Below are 16,521 nucleotides of genomic sequence, written 5' to 3'. Positions count from 1 at the left end.
TATTTAGCCGTTAATTTTTAGGTCAGTGGGTTGTAAATCAAAGCCTGTGCTGATCACCAAGCAGCGGTCAGCGTTGTTGCCTACGATTTTTTCTTCACCCGCAATAAGTAATGATTCAGTGCGTTCATCGTCGATGACGCGCTCATATAACATCATAAATTGGTCGGTTGTGCTCACATCACCGTCTTCTTCATAGGTGGTTTCTGTTACCGCTACCGGTGGAGACTCCTCGCCAACTGCATTCCACACACGTGTAAATGTTACCCCATCTAAGTCATAGGTTGGTTGTGAAATAGTTTGCTTTAAGCTGTGTTGCCATTGAGTTGTATTGCCAATGGTATCGGTAGAGTAGAAATACCACAATTTGACATCGGTGATGTACTCTTCGCTCATACCGCCGTCGAGTACCACTTGTAAAAAGGCATCATCGTCGGTGTAAAAGCGTAATAAGGTGCCACCAGAGTCCAACTCCGCCTTACCTACCGCTTGAATGAAATGTTTGGTTGCAGCCCCTTCAATGGTGAGGTGGGGTTCAATTAAGCGTATTTTTAGCGAGTCCAACTCGAACGAGCCACCTAAGTAGAGGCCCATGATTTCTGGTGCTTTTGGCGTGGTTGGTTCGTCTTTTGAAAACCATTTCTTGAACATTATTCGGCCCTCAATTGTTGCCAGTCGAGTTCAGCAATTCGTGAACGAGCGATATAAAACAGTTTATCTCCCGCCGATACCTGCTCATGCATTGCTGGGTTAACTTGCATGTTTTGATAAACGCCTTGGGGAGCGAAGCCAATTAAAATGGCATCGTATCGGCGTTTTAAGTTGACGAAGAGTTGTTCAAATGTCAGTGGCGGAATATCGGCCGGTACGCCAATAGAAAATTGTGCTTGTCCATCGTCGTCGACACTGAGTAGATCGTGATGAAGCATACTTGAACCAGGGTCAAACGCCGACTTTGCTAACATCTCAACCGCCACACTTGGTGTACATTCCACTTTTGGGCAATGCTGTTGCAGTAACTTAACTAAGCTTTCATCGTTGAAATAAGCCACTTGGTGGGCGTTAGGATTGCGCTGACTACAGTAGAGTGCAGTGGTGAGGGTTACGTCGTCTAGTGGGTTATCAATGAGAATGGTGCGCGCATCAGCGATGCAAGCTGCATTCATATCTTCACCTTTATTAAACGACTCCACTCGAACAAATTCCACTTTGCCAGGCATGGGGTTTTCTATTTCTGCTTTTACACACAAAACAATGTCGGGCTTCTCAGGTAGTGCGTCGCGTTCTTTTAACAGTAAGCTGAGTAGTTGTAAGGTGCGTTGGTCATTCCAACCGATAACTAAGATATGATCGTTAACATGTAATTTAGTCAAACCCATGACTCCTTTTCGCCATTGTATGCTAACCCAGCTCGCAATGCGGCCAATGACCATGGCAAATATACTTAACCCTAGTGGGATTACATATAACGCAACGATCATTTTTCCAATGTCTGTAGTGGGTGAGAGGTCACCATAGCCCACGGTAGATGCGGTTACCGCTAACCAATAAATAAAGTCGATGTGTGCAGTGAGTGCTGTTTCGCCAGCCCAGTAAAGTAATAGCCAACTGGTGGTTGCGTAAAAACAGGTCGCCATCACGATGGTATACCAACGTGATTCTGCGAAGTACCGCATCATGACTTTACGAATACGTGAGAACATAAGCGTTTTCGTGATTACGTCCTGTAAATAGTAGTAGTGGCATCTTGCCCGAAGTAGTATTGATTTTGCAAATCAATGACGGGCGAGATACACCGTAATTGAGAGAAAATAACTGGCACAAGCCTCGCAAGGCTTGGCCAGTCAAAAGTAATGATGAAAGTGTAAGTGAATTTTTCGGTTGGGATGAAAAACTTACTTGCCTAAAATACGGCTTAATTCATCATCTGCACTTGTTTGGCCACCTTTGATTCCAGCGGCCGCCAAGCGTTTTTCCAAATCGTCATTCGACTCGTCGCTAGCGAGTTCTTCTGCAGCCTCTAGCTCAGCGCTGCGCATTTTTTGCTTTTCCTGAATGCGAGACAAAGACTCAGTTGCCGTCTTCATCTTGCTGTTCGCACCCATGTGGCGAGACGATACCGCAACTTGCGCTTTTTGAACGCTTTCAGTGGCCTTTACCATATCAACTTGTTGTTCCAAGCGACGCAAGTTGGCTTTGGCTTGCTGGATGTTTTTTGCCAGTTGCTTTTCAGATTGATTGAACTGATCTAGATAGCTTTGCTCTTGATCGCGTTCAGCTTTCAGGTCTGACACTTTTTGCGCACAATCTAATGCTAACTGACGGTCACTATCAATCGCTTTACGTGCATGAGCCTCATATTCAGCAATTGAGCTATTAAAGCTGTCTACTTTTTGCTGAGATAGCTTACATTTGGCTAAAATTTGCGTACGAGCGTGATCCGACTTGCGAAGTTCTTCTTTTGCTTCGCGAATCTCTTGTTCCAGAATGCGGATAGCTTGACTGTCGACAACAGATTGTGCTGCTTCTGTTGCGCCACCTTTAACCGCAGTAATTAGCTTTTTCCAAACAGACATAACTCTTCTCCTGTCACAGTCGTTTATTGCAAATGGGTTTCGTAGGCATCAAGAAAAGCTGCCACATTTTGAAACAGTGTTGCCACTTCAATTTCAACACTTTCCGGTTTTGATTGCGCACTGAGCGCGCCGAACGCGGTGTAGTATTCTTCGCCGTCAATGGTCGAAATACCTACCGTTGTTAACGGAAATATCATATGCGTCGACAAAATCTCGTGGTCCAGCGCCGCTTTGTCTTTCACTTGTGATGCAGAAAACAACAGGCTTTCAACGATGATTTGTTCGCCGCTAATGGCTAACCAAGCGTCAATACCGTCTTGGTTGGCAATCATTAAGCAGTTGTCTTCCTGTGTCACAACATAGTCATCTTGTTGACTAAAAAGGGCTTCAAGTTGTTGAAGATCCCAGACCATAGCGTTTCTCCTTTACGAATCGGGCAGTTTGTGTACCTACACTGTAGCGATTTATCACTAAGTCGCCAACGTATGGACATTAGTGTAGACAGATGCGATCAAACTAGTCAATAATAAATGTACTTCAAGAGTGTAAATAAATGTGTTTTTGTAAAATATAATTCACAAAAGGGGTTTATTTTGGCTAAAAACGACTGGCGTAAAGCCGTAACTCGAATAGTCCGATCAGAGATGTCTGTGCGAGGGGTAAAATATCAAGGGTTAAGTGAACGGCTTGCGGCTATTGGTATTGAACAATCGGCAGACAACCTGCGCAATAAAGTGAATAAAGGCATTATGGGCGCCGATTTATTGTTGCAGATCCTTTATGTGTTAAACGGGCGGGCGATCAGTGTTGAAGTCTTGTCTGAAATATTAACTGATATTGAAAGTGAATCGCCTTAATACTCACAAAATGCGTGTATTTAAGGTAAACTTAGCGGCTGATTTAAGTTAAGCGGCACAGGTATTTTGAGAGATAGGGACATAAAAAAGCCCGGAAAATTTCCGGGCCAGTAAGGATGGAGAATGGGAGAACACTCACACAACAAGTTAATTGTACCTGCTGTTGAAAGAATGAACAGTGTCATTGGTTATGAAAACCTATGAATAAGTATATTTTTTAATACGTTATAATTGGCTATTTTATATTTATCTATATCTGTCGCTTAATGTTCACTGCTGTCTAATAGATTGAGAAATAATGAAATTATCAGATTTCAACTTTACTTTGCCTGAGCACTTAATTGCTAAATATCCCACGCCTGATCGCGCGGCAAGCCGTTTACTCCATTTGCATGGGAATACTGGCCAAGTACAACATAAAATGTTTCGAGAATTACTCGACTTACTGCATCCCGGAGATTTACTGGTATTCAATAATACCCGCGTAATTCCCGCCCGTTTGCATGGTAAAAAAGCAACCGGAGGCCAGGTAGAAGTATTGGTCGAGCGTATTTTAGATGACAACACATTGCTCGCGCATGTGCGGGCAAGTAAGGCACCTAAACCCGATACTACGTTAGTGCTAGAAAACGCGATTAATGCCACCGTGATAGGGCGTAAAGGGGCGTTGTTCCATATACGATTTGACCACGATGAACCGCCACTCACTTTGCTGAACCAGCACGGCCATATGCCGTTGCCGCCTTATATTGACCGTCCAGATGAAGACAGTGATAAAGAGCGCTATCAAACTGTCTACAATGCCACACCCGGTGCAGTAGCCGCGCCTACCGCGGGGTTGCATTTTGACGAAACAATTTTAGAAGCGGTAAAAGCACACGGCGTGAATATCGCTTTTGTGACACTTCATGTTGGTGCCGGTACTTTTCAGCCAGTTCGCGTAGAGAACATTTTAGAGCATCAAATGCATGCCGAGTTCGCGCAGGTGGATGAATCGGTTGTTAATGCGGTATTAGCAACCAAGGCGAGGGGAAATCGTGTCATCGCTGTGGGAACGACATCTGTTCGCTCGCTAGAATCAGCCGCTAAAGCGACGTCAGAAAAATACCCATCTGACGAACAAGCTCCCCTTATTGAGCCGTTTTTCGAAGACACGGAAATATTTATTTATCCAGGATTTGAGTTCAAAGTGGTCGACGCTATGTTTACCAACTTTCACCTTCCTGAATCGACTTTGATGATGTTAATTAGTGCGTTCGCCGGTCACCAACATGTGATGGACGCGTATCAACAAGCGATTGACAATGAATATCGATTTTTCAGTTATGGCGACAGCATGTTTATTGAAAAACAGGGCGCTGACTGACCAGAGTGGCAAAAGCTGCGATAACTGTGCCGAGATCGGTACAAGACGTCATGACGAAGCCCTATGAATGCTGATATAATCGCGCACCAAATAACACGCACCTGCTCGAATGAGCGAGCGGGTGGCCGAACAGGATACATCGCGACATGCAATTTGAGTTGTTAAAAACCAACGGCAAAGCTCGACGCGGACGATTAAAGTTTGATCGTGGCGTAGTAGAGACGCCTGCTTTTATGCCCGTTGGTACTTACGGTACCGTTAAAGGTATGACACCCGAAGAGTTAGCCGACACCGGCGCCCACATTTGTTTGGGCAATACTTTCCATTTGATGTTACGCCCAGGCACGGGAATCATCAAAGAACACGGTGATCTTCACGACTTTATGCACTGGGACAAGCCTATTCTTACCGATTCGGGCGGCTTTCAGGTATTCAGTTTAGGTGATTTGCGCAAAATCACTGAAGAAGGCGTAACCTTCCGTTCACCGATAAATGGCGAAAAGATCTTACTGACTCCTGAAAAGTCGATGCAAGTTCAGCGTGATCTTGGCTCTGACATCGTTATGATTTTTGACGAATGTACGCCTTACCCCGCCACAGAGCAGGAAGCGCGTTTGTCGATGGAAATGTCATTGCGTTGGGCAAAACGCAGTAAAGCGGAGCACGGTGACAATCCATCTGCGCTTTTCGGTATCATCCAAGGTGGTATGTACGAAGATTTACGCGACATCTCTTTGGCAGGGCTTGAAGACATTGGTTTTGACGGTTATGCCATTGGTGGTTTGTCTGTGGGCGAACCGAAAGAAGACATGATCCGCATCATTGATCATACCGCGCCTAAAATTCCAGACGAAAAACCGCGATATTTAATGGGTGTTGGTAAACCAGAAGACATCGTTGAAGCGGTTCGCCGTGGTATTGATATGTTTGATTGCGTTATGCCAACCCGTAATGCGCGCAATGGTCATTTGTTCGTGACCGAAGGTGTAATTAAAATTCGCAATGCGAAACACAAGCACGATACATCACCGCTTGATGAAAAATGTGATTGTTACACTTGTAAAAACTATTCACGGTCATATTTACATCATCTCGATAAGTGTAATGAGATCTTGGGTGCTCGTTTGAACACTATTCATAACTTGCGTTATTACCAACGTGTAATGCAAGGGCTACGCGATGCAATCGAAGCTGATCAGCTCGAAGAGTTCGTAGCAGAGTTTTACGCTCAGAAAAACATGCCTGTACCGGCGTTATAAAAACAATTTTAATTTGGGGAAGAACGATGAGTTTATTTATTTCTAACGCTTATGCCGCACCAGCTGCTGCTCCACAAGGTGGTGGTCTTGAAATGCTGATTATGTTGGCGGTTTTCGGTGCTATTTTTTACTTCTTGCTATATCGCCCACAAGCGAAGCGTGTAAAGGAGCACAAAGCCTTGGTGACATCATTGAGCAAAGGCGATGAAGTGATGACACAGGGTGGCTTACTAGGCCGAATTACTAAAGTGTCTGAAGAAAAAGAGTTTATCGAAATTTCGTTAAACGATACCACCAATATCTTGGTACAAAAGTCATCTGTTAGCGCAGTTCTGCCTAAAGGCACGATGAAGTCTATCTAATTAAATGCCTGAAAAGCCCACATTCGTGGGCTTTTCACCAAAGGAAATACTCCCGAGGAACCGCTCGTGTTAAACCAAACCTCTTTTGCGAAGGTGCTCACAGTCATATTTGTGATAGGGCTATGTGCTCTTTATGCGCTTCCAAACTTATACGGCGAAGATCACGCCGTTCAAATCTCTGCAGGCCGTGACACACAAGTTACCGCTGAACTCGTGGCTGAAGTTAAGCAAACATTAGCCGACAACGACATTACGCCCAAAGCTGTGGAATTTGAAAATGACCAAATTCTTATTCGCGTAAAAGATTCTGACGTACAGCTTCGCGCTCGTGAATTGTTAGGTACTAAGTTAGGTCAAGGCTACAACGTTGCTATCAACCTTGCGCCAGATACGCCAGAATGGCTCGAAAGCTTTGGTGCAAACCCCATGAAATTGGGTCTTGACTTGCGTGGTGGTGTTCACTTCTTAATGGAAGTGGATATGAGCGCTGTGATCGACAAAGCGTTAGAAGATGCTGAAGGCGACTTCCGTAGCGCTTTGCGTGAAGAAAACCTTCGCTACCGCAAAGTGTCGCGTGGCGACAACCATGTAGATGTGCAATTCCGTGATCAAGAAACCCTGGATAGCGCTGAATATTTCCTTAAAAACCGCAATCGCGACCTCGTATTTAACGAGATGGAAGATTTAGTATTGCGTGCGACTTTCTCGGAAGCAAAATTGTCAGAATTGCGAGATTACGCCGTTAAGCAAAACATCACCATTATTCGCAACCGTGTGAACCAACTTGGTGTAGCTGAGCCTATCGTACAAAAGCAAGGCGCAGAGCGCATTGTGGTGCAGTTGCCTGGTATTCAAGACACTGCCCGTGCGAAAGAGATTTTGAATGCAACCGCGACCTTGGAATTCCGTATGGTAGACCAAGACAACGATATTCGTGATGCGTTGGCTGGGCGTGTACCGGCTCGTTCTCAAGTGATCAATGACCAAAGCGGCGTTCCGCAGCTGCTTGAAAAACGCGCCATGCTGACTGGTGACCATATTATCGACGCAAACAGTGGCGTAGATGAATACGGCATCCCTCAGGTTAATATCTCGTTGGATTCAGAAGGCGGTAGTAAGATGTCTCGCGCGACACGCGGTAACATCGGCAAGCCAATGGCAACGGTATTTATTGAATATAAAGCCACTAACAAGCGCGATGCAAACGGCAAACTTGTGTTTGAAAAACACGAAGAAGTGATCAGTATCGCAACTATTCAAGCGCAGCTTGGCAGTAGCTTCCGTATTACCGGCCTTGATTCACCTAAAGAAGCCCGTGATTTGTCGTTGCTTTTACGTGCCGGTGCACTGATCGCGCCGATTCAAATTGTAGAAGAACGCACAGTTGGGCCAAGCTTGGGTAAAGAAAATATCGAGCTCGGTATGCAGGCCATCATTTGGGGCTTAGCTCTGGTAATGCTATTTATGCTGGTTTACTACAAAGCGTTTGGTATTGTGGCGAACATTGCTTTGTTTACCAACATCATTATGATTGTCGGTATCATGTCTATGATCCCAGGGGCGACTCTAACGTTACCGGGTATGGCGGGTATTGTACTTACCGTTGGTATGGCGGTAGATGCTAACGTACTTATCTACGAGCGTATTCGCGAAGAATTGCGCGACGGACGAGGCCCACAGCAGGCTATCCACCAAGGCTATGACAGCGCATTTTCTACCATTCTCGATGCTAACATTACCACCTTTATCGCAGGTTTGATTCTGTTCGCAGTGGGCACAGGCCCAATCAAAGGCTTCTCAATCACATTGATGATTGGTATTGCCACCTCAATGTTTACGGCAATTCTGGTCACACGCGTCGTGGTTAACGCCGTGTGGGGTGGTCGTAAAATTAGCAAGTTAGCGATATAGGAGAAGCACTATGCGTTTAATCACTCTTCCAGAATCTGTTAACTTCATGCGCCTTCGCATCGCTGCGATGGTGTTGTCTACTTTATTGATTTTGGCTTCACTGGTTTCACTCGCGGTGAACTCGTTAAATTGGGGCCTTGATTTTACCGGTGGTACCTTGATTGAAGTAGGCTATGAAAAGCCTGCAAATCTTGAACATATTCGCGCACAATTGGGCGATTCATCATACGCTGATGCGACGGTGCAAAACTTCGGAACGAGCCAAGATGTGCTGATTCGAGTAGCTCCTCGTGATGGTGTGAAGTCGAACCAAATTGGCGATGAAGTCATGCAGGTGCTGCGTGCTGACGGCACAGCGGTAGAAATGCGCCGTATTGAATTTGTTGGTCCAAGTGTGGGTGAAGAACTCACTGAACAAGGTGGTTTGGCTATGTTGGTCGCACTACTTTGTATTTTGGTCTATGTTGCTATGCGTTTTGAATGGCGCTTTTCTCTTGGTTCTGTTTCAGCCTTGGTACACGATGTTATTTTAACATTAGGGCTTTTTAGCTTTTTGCAGTTAGAGTTCGACCTGACCGTGTTGGCGGCTGTGCTTGCTGTAATCGGTTACTCCCTCAACGATACTATCGTTGTATCTGACCGTATCCGAGAAAACTTCCGCAAGATGCGCAAAGGCGAGCCAATTGAAATTATCAACGTGTCGCTTACGCAAACGCTAAACCGTACTATTATCACGTCTTTGACCACGATTTTAGTATTGTTGGCATTGTTCTTTGTGGGCGGTGCACTTATCCACGGTTTTGCCACTGCATTGTTGTTTGGTGTTGTCGTGGGAACTTACTCTTCAATTTATATTGCCAGCTCTGTAGCGCTAGCACTTGGTATCAGCAGGGAAGATTTGATGCCAACAGAAGTGGAAAAAGAAGGCGAAGATCTAGACGCATTGCCCTAAATGCGTATACTTCTTACTACGCATCTAAATGTAGGTGCGTAGTAAGTTGTAATTAAAAGGATTTTTTATGAAATATTTAAGTGCGTTCGCACTGTTCTTTTGGGCATTTAATGCCTATTCCGCTGGTACCCAGTGGATCGATTTCACTTTAGATCGTGGTCACGTTTTTCTTCCCATAACTGTTGAAGGCGTCGAAACTCAAGTGATGCTGGATTCTGGCGCCCAAGTTCACGGGATCAACAAAGCGTTTATTGGCAAGAATCATCTCGAGCTTAATAAAGGCGGAAAAGTGCGCATTCAAGGGGTACACGATGTAGAGCGTCGTACTTCGTACAATAACTTACATATCAATTTCTTTGCTACAGATTTTACCCTAGACAAAGTAATCGAAACCAATTTGGGCCACCATTCGGTAGGTCTGTTGATGGGTGCGGGCTTTTTCAATAACTTTATCGTGCAGTTAAACTATCCGAAAAAGCAAATTCGTTTACTTACCCGTGACACCGTAGATATGAAAGAGGTGTCGAATATCCCTTCCATGTCTGACAGAGGCAGAGGTATGCCGATTGCCGAAGTGTTGATTAACGGCAAGCCGTTTTGGTTTTTAGTCGATACTGGAAATTCGGGCAGCATTATAATGGAACGCCGTTATGCATCTCAGGTAGGCTTGCTCGATGATGTGAAGGGAAGTGCAATGTCACGTGGTGTGAATGGCTCTGGGATGAGTGATTTTGCCTATGCAACTGAAGTTGGCTTTGGCCCCTACGACATTAAAGACGTATTGGTGAGCTTTCCTGCAAAAGGCGAGTCTATGAATCTGGAAAGTCAGTATTCTAATACCGGTAGCCGAATTAAAGGCAAAAAAGTGGTAGGTATAATTGGTTACGACCTGATGCAGCACTTTTTAATCACCCTTGATTATAAAGACGGAAAACTGCATGTGGCGTTGCCTAAAGAGAGTTAACGATATGATCGTTAAACACAAAAAAGCGGCTTAGCGCCGCTTTTTTTGTGTTTGTTTGTTTTTGCTTGTTGCTGGCTTACTTGAGGTTTTTCACCAAGTTTTGCACCACTTTAACACTACCTGCGACTACTTCGCCTTTAAATAGTGGGTCGTTGCCGCCTTTGAAGTCAGTAACCAAACCGCCGGCTTCACGTACCAACAATTCGCCTGCTGCGATATCCCATGCTTTGATACCTTGTTCCCAGTAACCGTCATAACGACCGGCTGCAACGTAAGCCATGTCTAGCGCGGCGCTGCCTGAGCGACGTACATCACCGCTTTGTGAGAAAATCTTGCAGAACTTGTCGTTGGCGCTAACAAAACTCGATTTGTCACGGAACGGAAATGCCGTTGCTAGTATTGTGTTAGTCATTTCACGAGGCTGGCTGGCACGAATACGATACCCGTTCAATTGTGCACCTTGACCACGGCTGGCAGTGAACAATTCACCACGAATCGGGTCAAAAACAACGGCCTGATCTAAACGACCTTTATGGAGTAGCGCAATGGAAACAGCAAAATGAGGAATACCTTTGATAAAGTTCGTGGTACCGTCGAGAGGGTCGATAATCCATTGAAAATCTTTTTCTTCACCCTGAGTTTCACCACTTTCTTCGCCAAGAAAACCGTGGTTAGGGTAAGACTGCTGAATTTTATGAATAATTGCTTTTTCCGCTTCTTTATCGATTTGCGTCACAAAGTCATTGCTGCCTTTAGACTGCAAAACTAGATCGTCACGGTTTTCAAAACCACGAACAATAATTGAACCGGCCACGCGAGCAGCGCGCACCGCAATATTCAGCATCGGATGCATGTAAGTACCACCAATTGTCAAAGATCGAATGAGTTGGGCGAATAAGTGCCCAAAATGTAAGCCGCGCGAAGTTTAGCAGCAAAAGTTTGAATTGCAACTTTTATCAAATCAAGGTGTACTAAAAACCTCTAACTGTGGTGCAGGATTGACAGTGAAGCACGTTTTATTAACAAAGTGGCCCGTATGTATTGCGCTTGTCGTGATGCTTTTGGCACTGTGTTATTGGCAATGGCAAAGATTGCCAGAGCAATACCGCATGCTCGCTCAGCACCTCGTCAACGACGTGTCGACAGACGATTTTTCAACGTCAGCCGAAAAGGGGATATTACTCGGGAGTTCAACACTGGCGCGTTTGAATACGCAGGCACAACCTTTTTGTCACGGTTGGCTAAATAGGGCAATAGGTAATGCTTCTATTAGTGAGTTAATGGCCTACTTGCAGTGGTCACCAGCACACTATCGCCCCGCCTTGATCTATATTTATGCTGGCGACAATGACTTGGCCAGAGGGCAAACAGTCACTGATGTCGCAGCGCATTACCAAACTCTCATCGACAAAGTTAACCTTATTTATGAATCGCCCGATATTCATCTTTTGGCGGTGAAAAAAGCACCGGCTAGAAAAGCGATGTGGGCAGCAGTGGATGCGCTTAATAACACCTTGTCAGCGAAGGCCGATAACTCGCAGCATCTTCATTTTCATTGGCATTTTGTCAAGTCCGAAAAACCGAGTTTTGCTAGGTATTTTGCTGATGATGGTATCCATCTTACTGCTCTTGGTTATCAGTATTTCCTTCAAGGAGTGCCAACACTGTGCGATTAATGCAAGGTGACTATTATCGTGATTTAGATTACTTGCGCGCAGTACTCATGGTGATAGGTATTGTGATTCACGCAGCACAGCTTTATAACCCCGCTGCTCACTGGGTCGTAGAAGACCAACAGTCATCGTTTGTTATGGCCGTGATTGTAGACAGCATCATCGCTTTTCGTATGCCCACATTCTTTATTATGGCAGGGTTCTTCACCGCGCTAATGTGGCAACGCTATTCCCCGTATGTCTTTGTTAAAAAGCGCCTGCTGCGTCTTGCCGTGCCATTGATCGTTACGGCATTAACGCTCAATACCTTACAGCAACTTGTGTTGTTATATTTCGGTCAAACAACGTTAACGTGGCCAGAATATTGGCGACAGGGTAGTTATATACAGCATTTGTGGTTTTTGGTGAATTTACTGGTTTATATCGCGTTGTTTGTACTTTGTCGACGTGTGTTGAATGCATCTGTATGGGCGTTTATTTACCAAGGTGTAGAGCGGTTAGGTCGTCTCCCTCTTTGGTTAGGCGTAGGGGGATTTCCGTTACTCTTTATTGGTTTTTATGGCGCAAATAAGTTGGGTTTTCCTTTGTATTCATTTCCCTTCGGCGTGTTTAATGTCCATTCAATGGTGATGTATTTGCCTTATTTTGTTCTGGGGTGCGTGATTTTCACTTATTCAGGGTTACTGAATCAAATTCGAGCTGTCTCGCTGAGAGCATCGGGAGCAGGGATTTTGTTTGCTGTATCCGCGATGCTGTGTGTGCCATCTCACGGTCTGGTCGGTACGGTATTGTCGGTATACTTGAAAGAGCTTGTTGCCATACTCAGTGCGGTGTTTTTGATCCGCTTGTTTTTCCGCTTAGGCAGTGTCGAGCTACCCGTGCTAAGTCGAATTAGTCAAGCGTCGATGACCCTCTATCTTTTTCATCACAGCATAGTTGTTTTGCTAGGTTGTTTGTTACTCAATGTGCCGGTGAATTTGTGGCTTAAGTTTACATTTATCGTAGTAGCGACCTACTTGCTGTGTTTTTTGATCTACCATCGAGTCATAAGTCGAAACCGCTGGTTAAGCTTCGCTTTCACCGGTAAGAGAGCACTTCCTCACTGAGCCCTCGTACAATGGCGCGTAGCACGTTAGGCTACTCACTTTTACCGCTAAGTTGTGCTATGATCCGCCGCCACTTCGCAGAGTAAGAAATAGTATGTTAGAAAATATTCGTATTGTACTGGTGAATACGTCGCACACGGGCAATATTGGCTCGACAGCACGCGCTATGAAAACCATGGGGTTGAGCAACCTCTATTTGGTTGACCCTGTCAGTGAACCGGATGGGCAAGCGAGCGCATTAGCCGCCGGAGCTGGGGATGTATTGGGGAACGCTACCATTGTGTCTACCTTACAAGAAGCCGTGGCTGATTGTGGATTAGTAGTAGGTACTTCTGCGCGTTCACGTACTCATAGTTGGCCAATGCTAGAGCCTCGTGAGTGTGGTCAGAAGCTCGTCCAAGAAGTGGAGAATTACCCAGTAGCGCTTGTTTTTGGAAGAGAAAACAACGGTCTGAGTAATGAAGAATTACAACAATGTCATTTTCACGTTTGTATTCCTGCCAACCCAGAATACAGCTCCCTGAACTTGGCAGCCGCAGTACAAACTTTGTGCTACGAAATTAGAATGGGCTACCTAGGCCGAGAAGCGATTCCAGAGCAAGAGCAGGAATACCCGCTGAATGAAGATTTAGAGCGTTTTTATACGCATTTGGAATCAACCCTGCAAAAAACGAATTTCATCGTGGCGAATCATCCGGGTATGGTGATGACCAAATTACGCCGCTTGTTCAATCGAGCCCGTCCTGAATCCCAAGAGCTGAATATTTTACGTGGGATCTTATCGTCAATCGATAAATCGACTAAAGAGTAACGCCGTGTTCTCCACCATAAAAGAAGACATCGCAGGGGTCTTTGAACGAGATCCTGCCGCAAGAAATACCTTTGAAGTGCTTACCAATTATCCCGGTTTGCACGCGGTGTGGTTACACCGTGTGAGCCATAAGTTGTGGGGATGGGAACTCAAATGGTTGGCGCGCACATTGTCGACTTTTAGCCGTTGGTTAACAGGGATCGAAATTCACCCAGGCGCTACCATTGGTCGTCGTTTTTTCATCGACCATGGCATGGGAGTGGTTATCGGTGAAACGGCCGAAATTGGTGATGACGTAACCCTGTATCACGGCGTAACACTGGGTGGAACAAGCTGGAAAGCCGGTAAGCGACATCCCACATTAGAAAACAACGTAGTGGTGGGTGCCGGTGCCAAAGTGCTAGGGCCTATCATAATAGGCAAAGGTGCTAAAGTGGGCTCCAACTCTGTCGTCGTGAAAGATACTCCCGCTGGCGCTACGGTGGTGGGCATACCTGGACGTATTGTTGTCAGTAAGCAATCCAGCGACGACGAGCAAGACGCGAAGCGCCATAAAATAGCGCAAAAATATGGTTTTGATGCTTACGCAGTGTCTGCAGAAAATCCAGACCCAGTCGCCAACGCCATGGGGGTGATGTTAGAACACATGCACATGATGGACACCAAAGTAGAAGAGCTATGCGGAGTCATTCGAACGTTAGGTGGCGATGTGTGTACTGATAATCTAACCGCGATAACGGCCGAGGACTTCGCGGAAACGGGTATTTCACCCACTGTGTCAAAGCATTCTGCGCAACAGCATGATGCCTTTGACCCCAGTATTTAATTGATTTTTCTTATCGTTGGCATCGAATAATTCCTGACTAATTTACTAGGTTTTATACTTGACCATTTTAGTCAGGTATGGAAAAATTCGTGCCATCCAAACGGCGAGGTAAGGATTATGAAATTAACATCTAAAGGGCGCTATGCGGTTACTGCCATGTTAGACGTCGCGCTGCATTCTGAGCGTGGTCCGGTGCCTCTGGCCGATATATCAGCCCGTCAGGAAATATCCCTTTCGTATTTAGAGCAATTGTTTTCGCGATTGCGTAAAGAACAACTCGTTGACAGTATTCGTGGTCCCGGTGGCGGCTATCGCCTTGGGCGCGAAGCCCGTGATATTGCAGTGGGTGAAGTGATCCGCGCGGTTGATGAATCTGTCGACGCTACCCGATGCCAAGGCAAAGGGGATTGTCAGGCTGGTGAGCGTTGCTTAACCCACAGCTTATGGCAAGATTTGAGCGACCGCATTAGCTTGTTTCTCGACAGCATTTCATTAGGAGAGCTAATGGAAAAAGGCGATATAAAGGCTGTTGCTGGGCGACAAGATAGAAGCTCTATGCGACTCGATGATGAAATTGAAGTGAGTATTCAACTGTAATGAAGAGTACTGTTTCGACTCCCATTTACCTTGATTATGCGTCAACGACGCCCGTAGACCCTCGTGTGGCTGAAGCCATGATGCAGCATCTAACGATGGACGGTGTATTTGGTAATTCGGCTTCACGTTCACATCGTTTTGGCTGGCAGGCTGAAGAAGCGGTTGATGTTGCTCGTAATGAAGTGGCTGATTTAATTAACTGCGACCCACGAGAAGTGGTGTTCACCTCTGGTGCGACAGAGTCTGATAATTTAGCGCTGAAAGGTGCGGCGTACGCTTATCGAGAAAAAGGCACGCACATTATTACCATGACAACTGAGCACAAAGCGGTCTTAGACACATGTGAACAGTTATCGCGAGAAGGGTTTAGCATTACCTATCTCGAACCTCAAAAAAATGGCTTGCTAGATATTAACACCTTGCGCGATGCAATGAGAGACGACACGATTTTAGTCTCGATTATGCACGTGAACAATGAAATTGGTGTGGTACAAGACATTCAAGCCATTGGTGAGTTATGTAAAAGCCAAGGTGTGATTTTTCATGTTGATGCGGCACAAAGTGCAGGCAAACTTGCAATTGATATGACCACTTTGCCCGTTGATTTAATGTCGTTTTCGGCACACAAAGTTTATGGCCCCAAAGGTATTGGTGCCTTGTATGCCCGTCGTCGCCCACGGGTACAATTGGCGGCGCAGATGCACGGAGGCGGTCATGAGCGCGGTATGCGTTCAGGCACCTTGCCTACCCATCAAATTGTGGGTTTGGGAAAGGCCTTCGCGCTAGCTGGCGCAGAGCTTAAAGAAGAGCAAGGGCGCATTCGCTCGTTGCGTGACAACTTGTGGAATGGGCTGAAGCAAATCGACGGCGCAGTACTCAATGGTGATCTAGCACAGCGTGTCGCGGGTAACTTAAATGTAAGCTTCGCCGGTGTTGATGGCGAAAGTTTAATCATGGGCCTACATGATGTAGCGCTCTCTACAGGCTCGGCGTGTACATCTGCAAGTTTAGAGCCGTCGTATGTACTCAAAGCTCTAGGACTATCGGATCAGTTAGCACACAGTGGCTTGCGGTTTTCTGTTGGTCGCTTTACTACAGAAGCAGAAATTGAGTATGTGATCCAGCGCGTAAAGGAAGTAGTGACCACGCTGCAAGCGTCAAGTCATTCACAAGCTGTGTAAATACAACCTTATTGGTTGGCAAGGACGCAATAAATTATGCGTACAATTGAATATTTAGCCTTATTCGGGCATGATCCGCGCGC

General features: G+C 45.7%; 18 protein-coding genes. 13 read left to right on the top strand and 5 right to left on the bottom strand.

All coding sequences use genetic code 11. From position 1 onward, the window contains the following. Window positions 1–3: 3 nt before the first annotated feature. From ACXAH6_RS09285 to ACXAH6_RS09270, 4 genes are all read right to left on the bottom strand, one after another. Entirely contained in the window at window positions 4–648 is a 645-nt protein-coding gene (locus tag ACXAH6_RS09285; RefSeq protein ID WP_474876376.1) for a YjfK family protein, read from the bottom strand. Next, a complete protein-coding gene (locus ACXAH6_RS09280) occupies window positions 648–1,700 on the bottom strand; it encodes a potassium channel family protein (protein WP_474876375.1) in 1,053 nt (350 codons plus the stop codon). The genes ACXAH6_RS09285 and ACXAH6_RS09280 overlap by 1 nt, the downstream gene beginning before the upstream one ends. 192 nt (window positions 1,701–1,892) lie before the next feature. Continuing rightward, the gene (locus ACXAH6_RS09275; RefSeq protein ID WP_474876374.1) at window positions 1,893–2,573 is read right to left on the bottom strand and encodes a PspA/IM30 family protein; all 681 of its coding nucleotides are present in this window, start codon (window positions 2,571–2,573) and stop codon (window positions 1,893–1,895) included. Window positions 2,574–2,596: 23 nt separating this feature from the next. Continuing rightward, complete coding sequence (locus ACXAH6_RS09270; protein ID WP_474876373.1) at window positions 2,597–2,986, bottom strand: DUF2170 family protein; 390 nt, start codon at window positions 2,984–2,986, stop codon at window positions 2,597–2,599. 177 nt (window positions 2,987–3,163) lie between these two features. On the opposite strand from ACXAH6_RS09270, the gene ACXAH6_RS09265 reads away from it, so the two are divergent. The 7 genes from ACXAH6_RS09265 (at window position 3,164) to ACXAH6_RS09235 (ending at window position 10,244) form a co-directional block, all read left to right on the top strand. Then, window positions 3,164–3,430: a DUF6471 domain-containing protein gene (locus ACXAH6_RS09265; protein ID WP_474876429.1), complete on the top strand. Its 267-nt coding sequence runs from the start codon at window positions 3,164–3,166 to the stop codon at window positions 3,428–3,430. A 298-nt stretch (window positions 3,431–3,728) separates the two neighbouring features. After that, a complete protein-coding gene (gene queA / locus ACXAH6_RS09260; RefSeq protein WP_474876372.1) occupies window positions 3,729–4,796 on the top strand; it encodes a tRNA preQ1(34) S-adenosylmethionine ribosyltransferase-isomerase QueA in 1,068 nt (355 codons plus the stop codon). 146 nt (window positions 4,797–4,942) lie between these two features. Then, the gene (tgt, locus tag ACXAH6_RS09255) at window positions 4,943–6,055 is read left to right on the top strand and encodes a tRNA guanosine(34) transglycosylase Tgt (protein ID WP_474876371.1); all 1,113 of its coding nucleotides are present in this window, start codon (window positions 4,943–4,945) and stop codon (window positions 6,053–6,055) included. Between the two features lie 26 nt (window positions 6,056–6,081). After that, window positions 6,082–6,417, top strand: coding sequence for a preprotein translocase subunit YajC (yajC, locus tag ACXAH6_RS09250; RefSeq protein WP_474876370.1), 336 nt, complete (start codon window positions 6,082–6,084; stop codon window positions 6,415–6,417). Between the two features lie 66 nt (window positions 6,418–6,483). Continuing rightward, window positions 6,484–8,328 carry a protein translocase subunit SecD gene (secD, locus tag ACXAH6_RS09245; RefSeq protein WP_474876369.1) on the top strand — a complete coding sequence of 615 codons (1,845 nt, stop codon included), beginning with the start codon at window positions 6,484–6,486 and terminating at the stop codon, window positions 8,326–8,328. A 10-nt stretch (window positions 8,329–8,338) separates the two neighbouring features. Then, window positions 8,339–9,280, top strand: coding sequence for a protein translocase subunit SecF (gene secF, locus ACXAH6_RS09240; protein WP_474876368.1), 942 nt, complete (start codon window positions 8,339–8,341; stop codon window positions 9,278–9,280). A gap of 67 nt (window positions 9,281–9,347) precedes the next feature. Beyond that, window positions 9,348–10,244, top strand: coding sequence for an aspartyl protease family protein (locus ACXAH6_RS09235; protein WP_474876367.1), 897 nt, complete (start codon window positions 9,348–9,350; stop codon window positions 10,242–10,244). A 76-nt stretch (window positions 10,245–10,320) separates the two neighbouring features. On the opposite strand, the gene suhB is transcribed toward ACXAH6_RS09235, so the two are convergent. After that, window positions 10,321–11,097 (bottom strand): inositol-1-monophosphatase, encoded by a 777-nt coding sequence (gene suhB / locus ACXAH6_RS09230; RefSeq protein ID WP_474876366.1) that lies wholly within the window; start codon window positions 11,095–11,097, stop codon window positions 10,321–10,323. 151 nt (window positions 11,098–11,248) lie between these two features. Between suhB and ACXAH6_RS09225 the strand changes: the two genes are divergently transcribed. From ACXAH6_RS09225 to ACXAH6_RS09200, 6 genes are all read left to right on the top strand, one after another. Beyond that, window positions 11,249–11,920, top strand: coding sequence for a GDSL-type esterase/lipase family protein (locus tag ACXAH6_RS09225; RefSeq protein WP_474876365.1), 672 nt, complete (start codon window positions 11,249–11,251; stop codon window positions 11,918–11,920). After that, entirely contained in the window at window positions 11,920–13,023 is a 1,104-nt protein-coding gene (locus ACXAH6_RS09220) for an acyltransferase family protein (RefSeq protein WP_474876428.1), read from the top strand. The genes ACXAH6_RS09225 and ACXAH6_RS09220 overlap by 1 nt, the downstream gene beginning before the upstream one ends. Before the next feature lie 94 nt (window positions 13,024–13,117). Then, complete coding sequence (gene trmJ, locus ACXAH6_RS09215) at window positions 13,118–13,834, top strand: tRNA (cytosine(32)/uridine(32)-2'-O)-methyltransferase TrmJ (protein ID WP_474876364.1); 717 nt, start codon at window positions 13,118–13,120, stop codon at window positions 13,832–13,834. Between the two features lie 4 nt (window positions 13,835–13,838). After that, on the top strand, window positions 13,839–14,660 hold the full coding sequence (gene cysE, locus ACXAH6_RS09210) for a serine O-acetyltransferase (protein WP_474876363.1): 822 nt from the start codon (window positions 13,839–13,841) through the stop codon (window positions 14,658–14,660). A gap of 117 nt (window positions 14,661–14,777) precedes the next feature. Continuing rightward, on the top strand, window positions 14,778–15,257 hold the full coding sequence (iscR, locus tag ACXAH6_RS09205) for a Fe-S cluster assembly transcriptional regulator IscR (protein WP_474876362.1): 480 nt from the start codon (window positions 14,778–14,780) through the stop codon (window positions 15,255–15,257). Continuing rightward, window positions 15,257–16,438 (top strand): IscS subfamily cysteine desulfurase, encoded by a 1,182-nt coding sequence (locus tag ACXAH6_RS09200; RefSeq protein WP_474876361.1) that lies wholly within the window; start codon window positions 15,257–15,259, stop codon window positions 16,436–16,438. Before iscR ends, ACXAH6_RS09200 begins: the two co-directional genes overlap by 1 nt. Window positions 16,439–16,521 lie beyond the last annotated feature (83 nt).

It is taken from the genome of Alteromonas sp. ABE4_545 (assembly GCF_056161325.1).
This window is presented reverse-complemented; position numbering and strand designations above follow the sequence as displayed.

Coding starts and splice junctions, on each gene's coding strand:
- ACXAH6_RS09285 (WP_474876376.1), bottom strand. CDS start 648: ATGTTCAAGAAATGGTTTTCAAAAGACGAACCAACCACGCCAAAAGCA.
- ACXAH6_RS09280 (WP_474876375.1), bottom strand. CDS start 1,700: ATGTTCTCACGTATTCGTAAAGTCATGATGCGGTACTTCGCAGAATCA.
- ACXAH6_RS09275 (WP_474876374.1), bottom strand. CDS start 2,573: ATGTCTGTTTGGAAAAAGCTAATTACTGCGGTTAAAGGTGGCGCAACA.
- ACXAH6_RS09270 (WP_474876373.1), bottom strand. CDS start 2,986: ATGGTCTGGGATCTTCAACAACTTGAAGCCCTTTTTAGTCAACAAGAT.
- queA (WP_474876372.1), top strand. CDS start 3,729: ATGAAATTATCAGATTTCAACTTTACTTTGCCTGAGCACTTAATTGCT.
- tgt (WP_474876371.1), top strand. CDS start 4,943: ATGCAATTTGAGTTGTTAAAAACCAACGGCAAAGCTCGACGCGGACGA.
- yajC (WP_474876370.1), top strand. CDS start 6,082: ATGAGTTTATTTATTTCTAACGCTTATGCCGCACCAGCTGCTGCTCCA.
- secF (WP_474876368.1), top strand. CDS start 8,339: ATGCGTTTAATCACTCTTCCAGAATCTGTTAACTTCATGCGCCTTCGC.
- ACXAH6_RS09235 (WP_474876367.1), top strand. CDS start 9,348: ATGAAATATTTAAGTGCGTTCGCACTGTTCTTTTGGGCATTTAATGCC.
- suhB (WP_474876366.1), bottom strand. CDS start 11,097: ATGCATCCGATGCTGAATATTGCGGTGCGCGCTGCTCGCGTGGCCGGT.
- ACXAH6_RS09220 (WP_474876428.1), top strand. CDS start 11,920: ATGCAAGGTGACTATTATCGTGATTTAGATTACTTGCGCGCAGTACTC.
- trmJ (WP_474876364.1), top strand. CDS start 13,118: ATGTTAGAAAATATTCGTATTGTACTGGTGAATACGTCGCACACGGGC.
- iscR (WP_474876362.1), top strand. CDS start 14,778: ATGAAATTAACATCTAAAGGGCGCTATGCGGTTACTGCCATGTTAGAC.
- ACXAH6_RS09200 (WP_474876361.1), top strand. CDS start 15,257: ATGAAGAGTACTGTTTCGACTCCCATTTACCTTGATTATGCGTCAACG.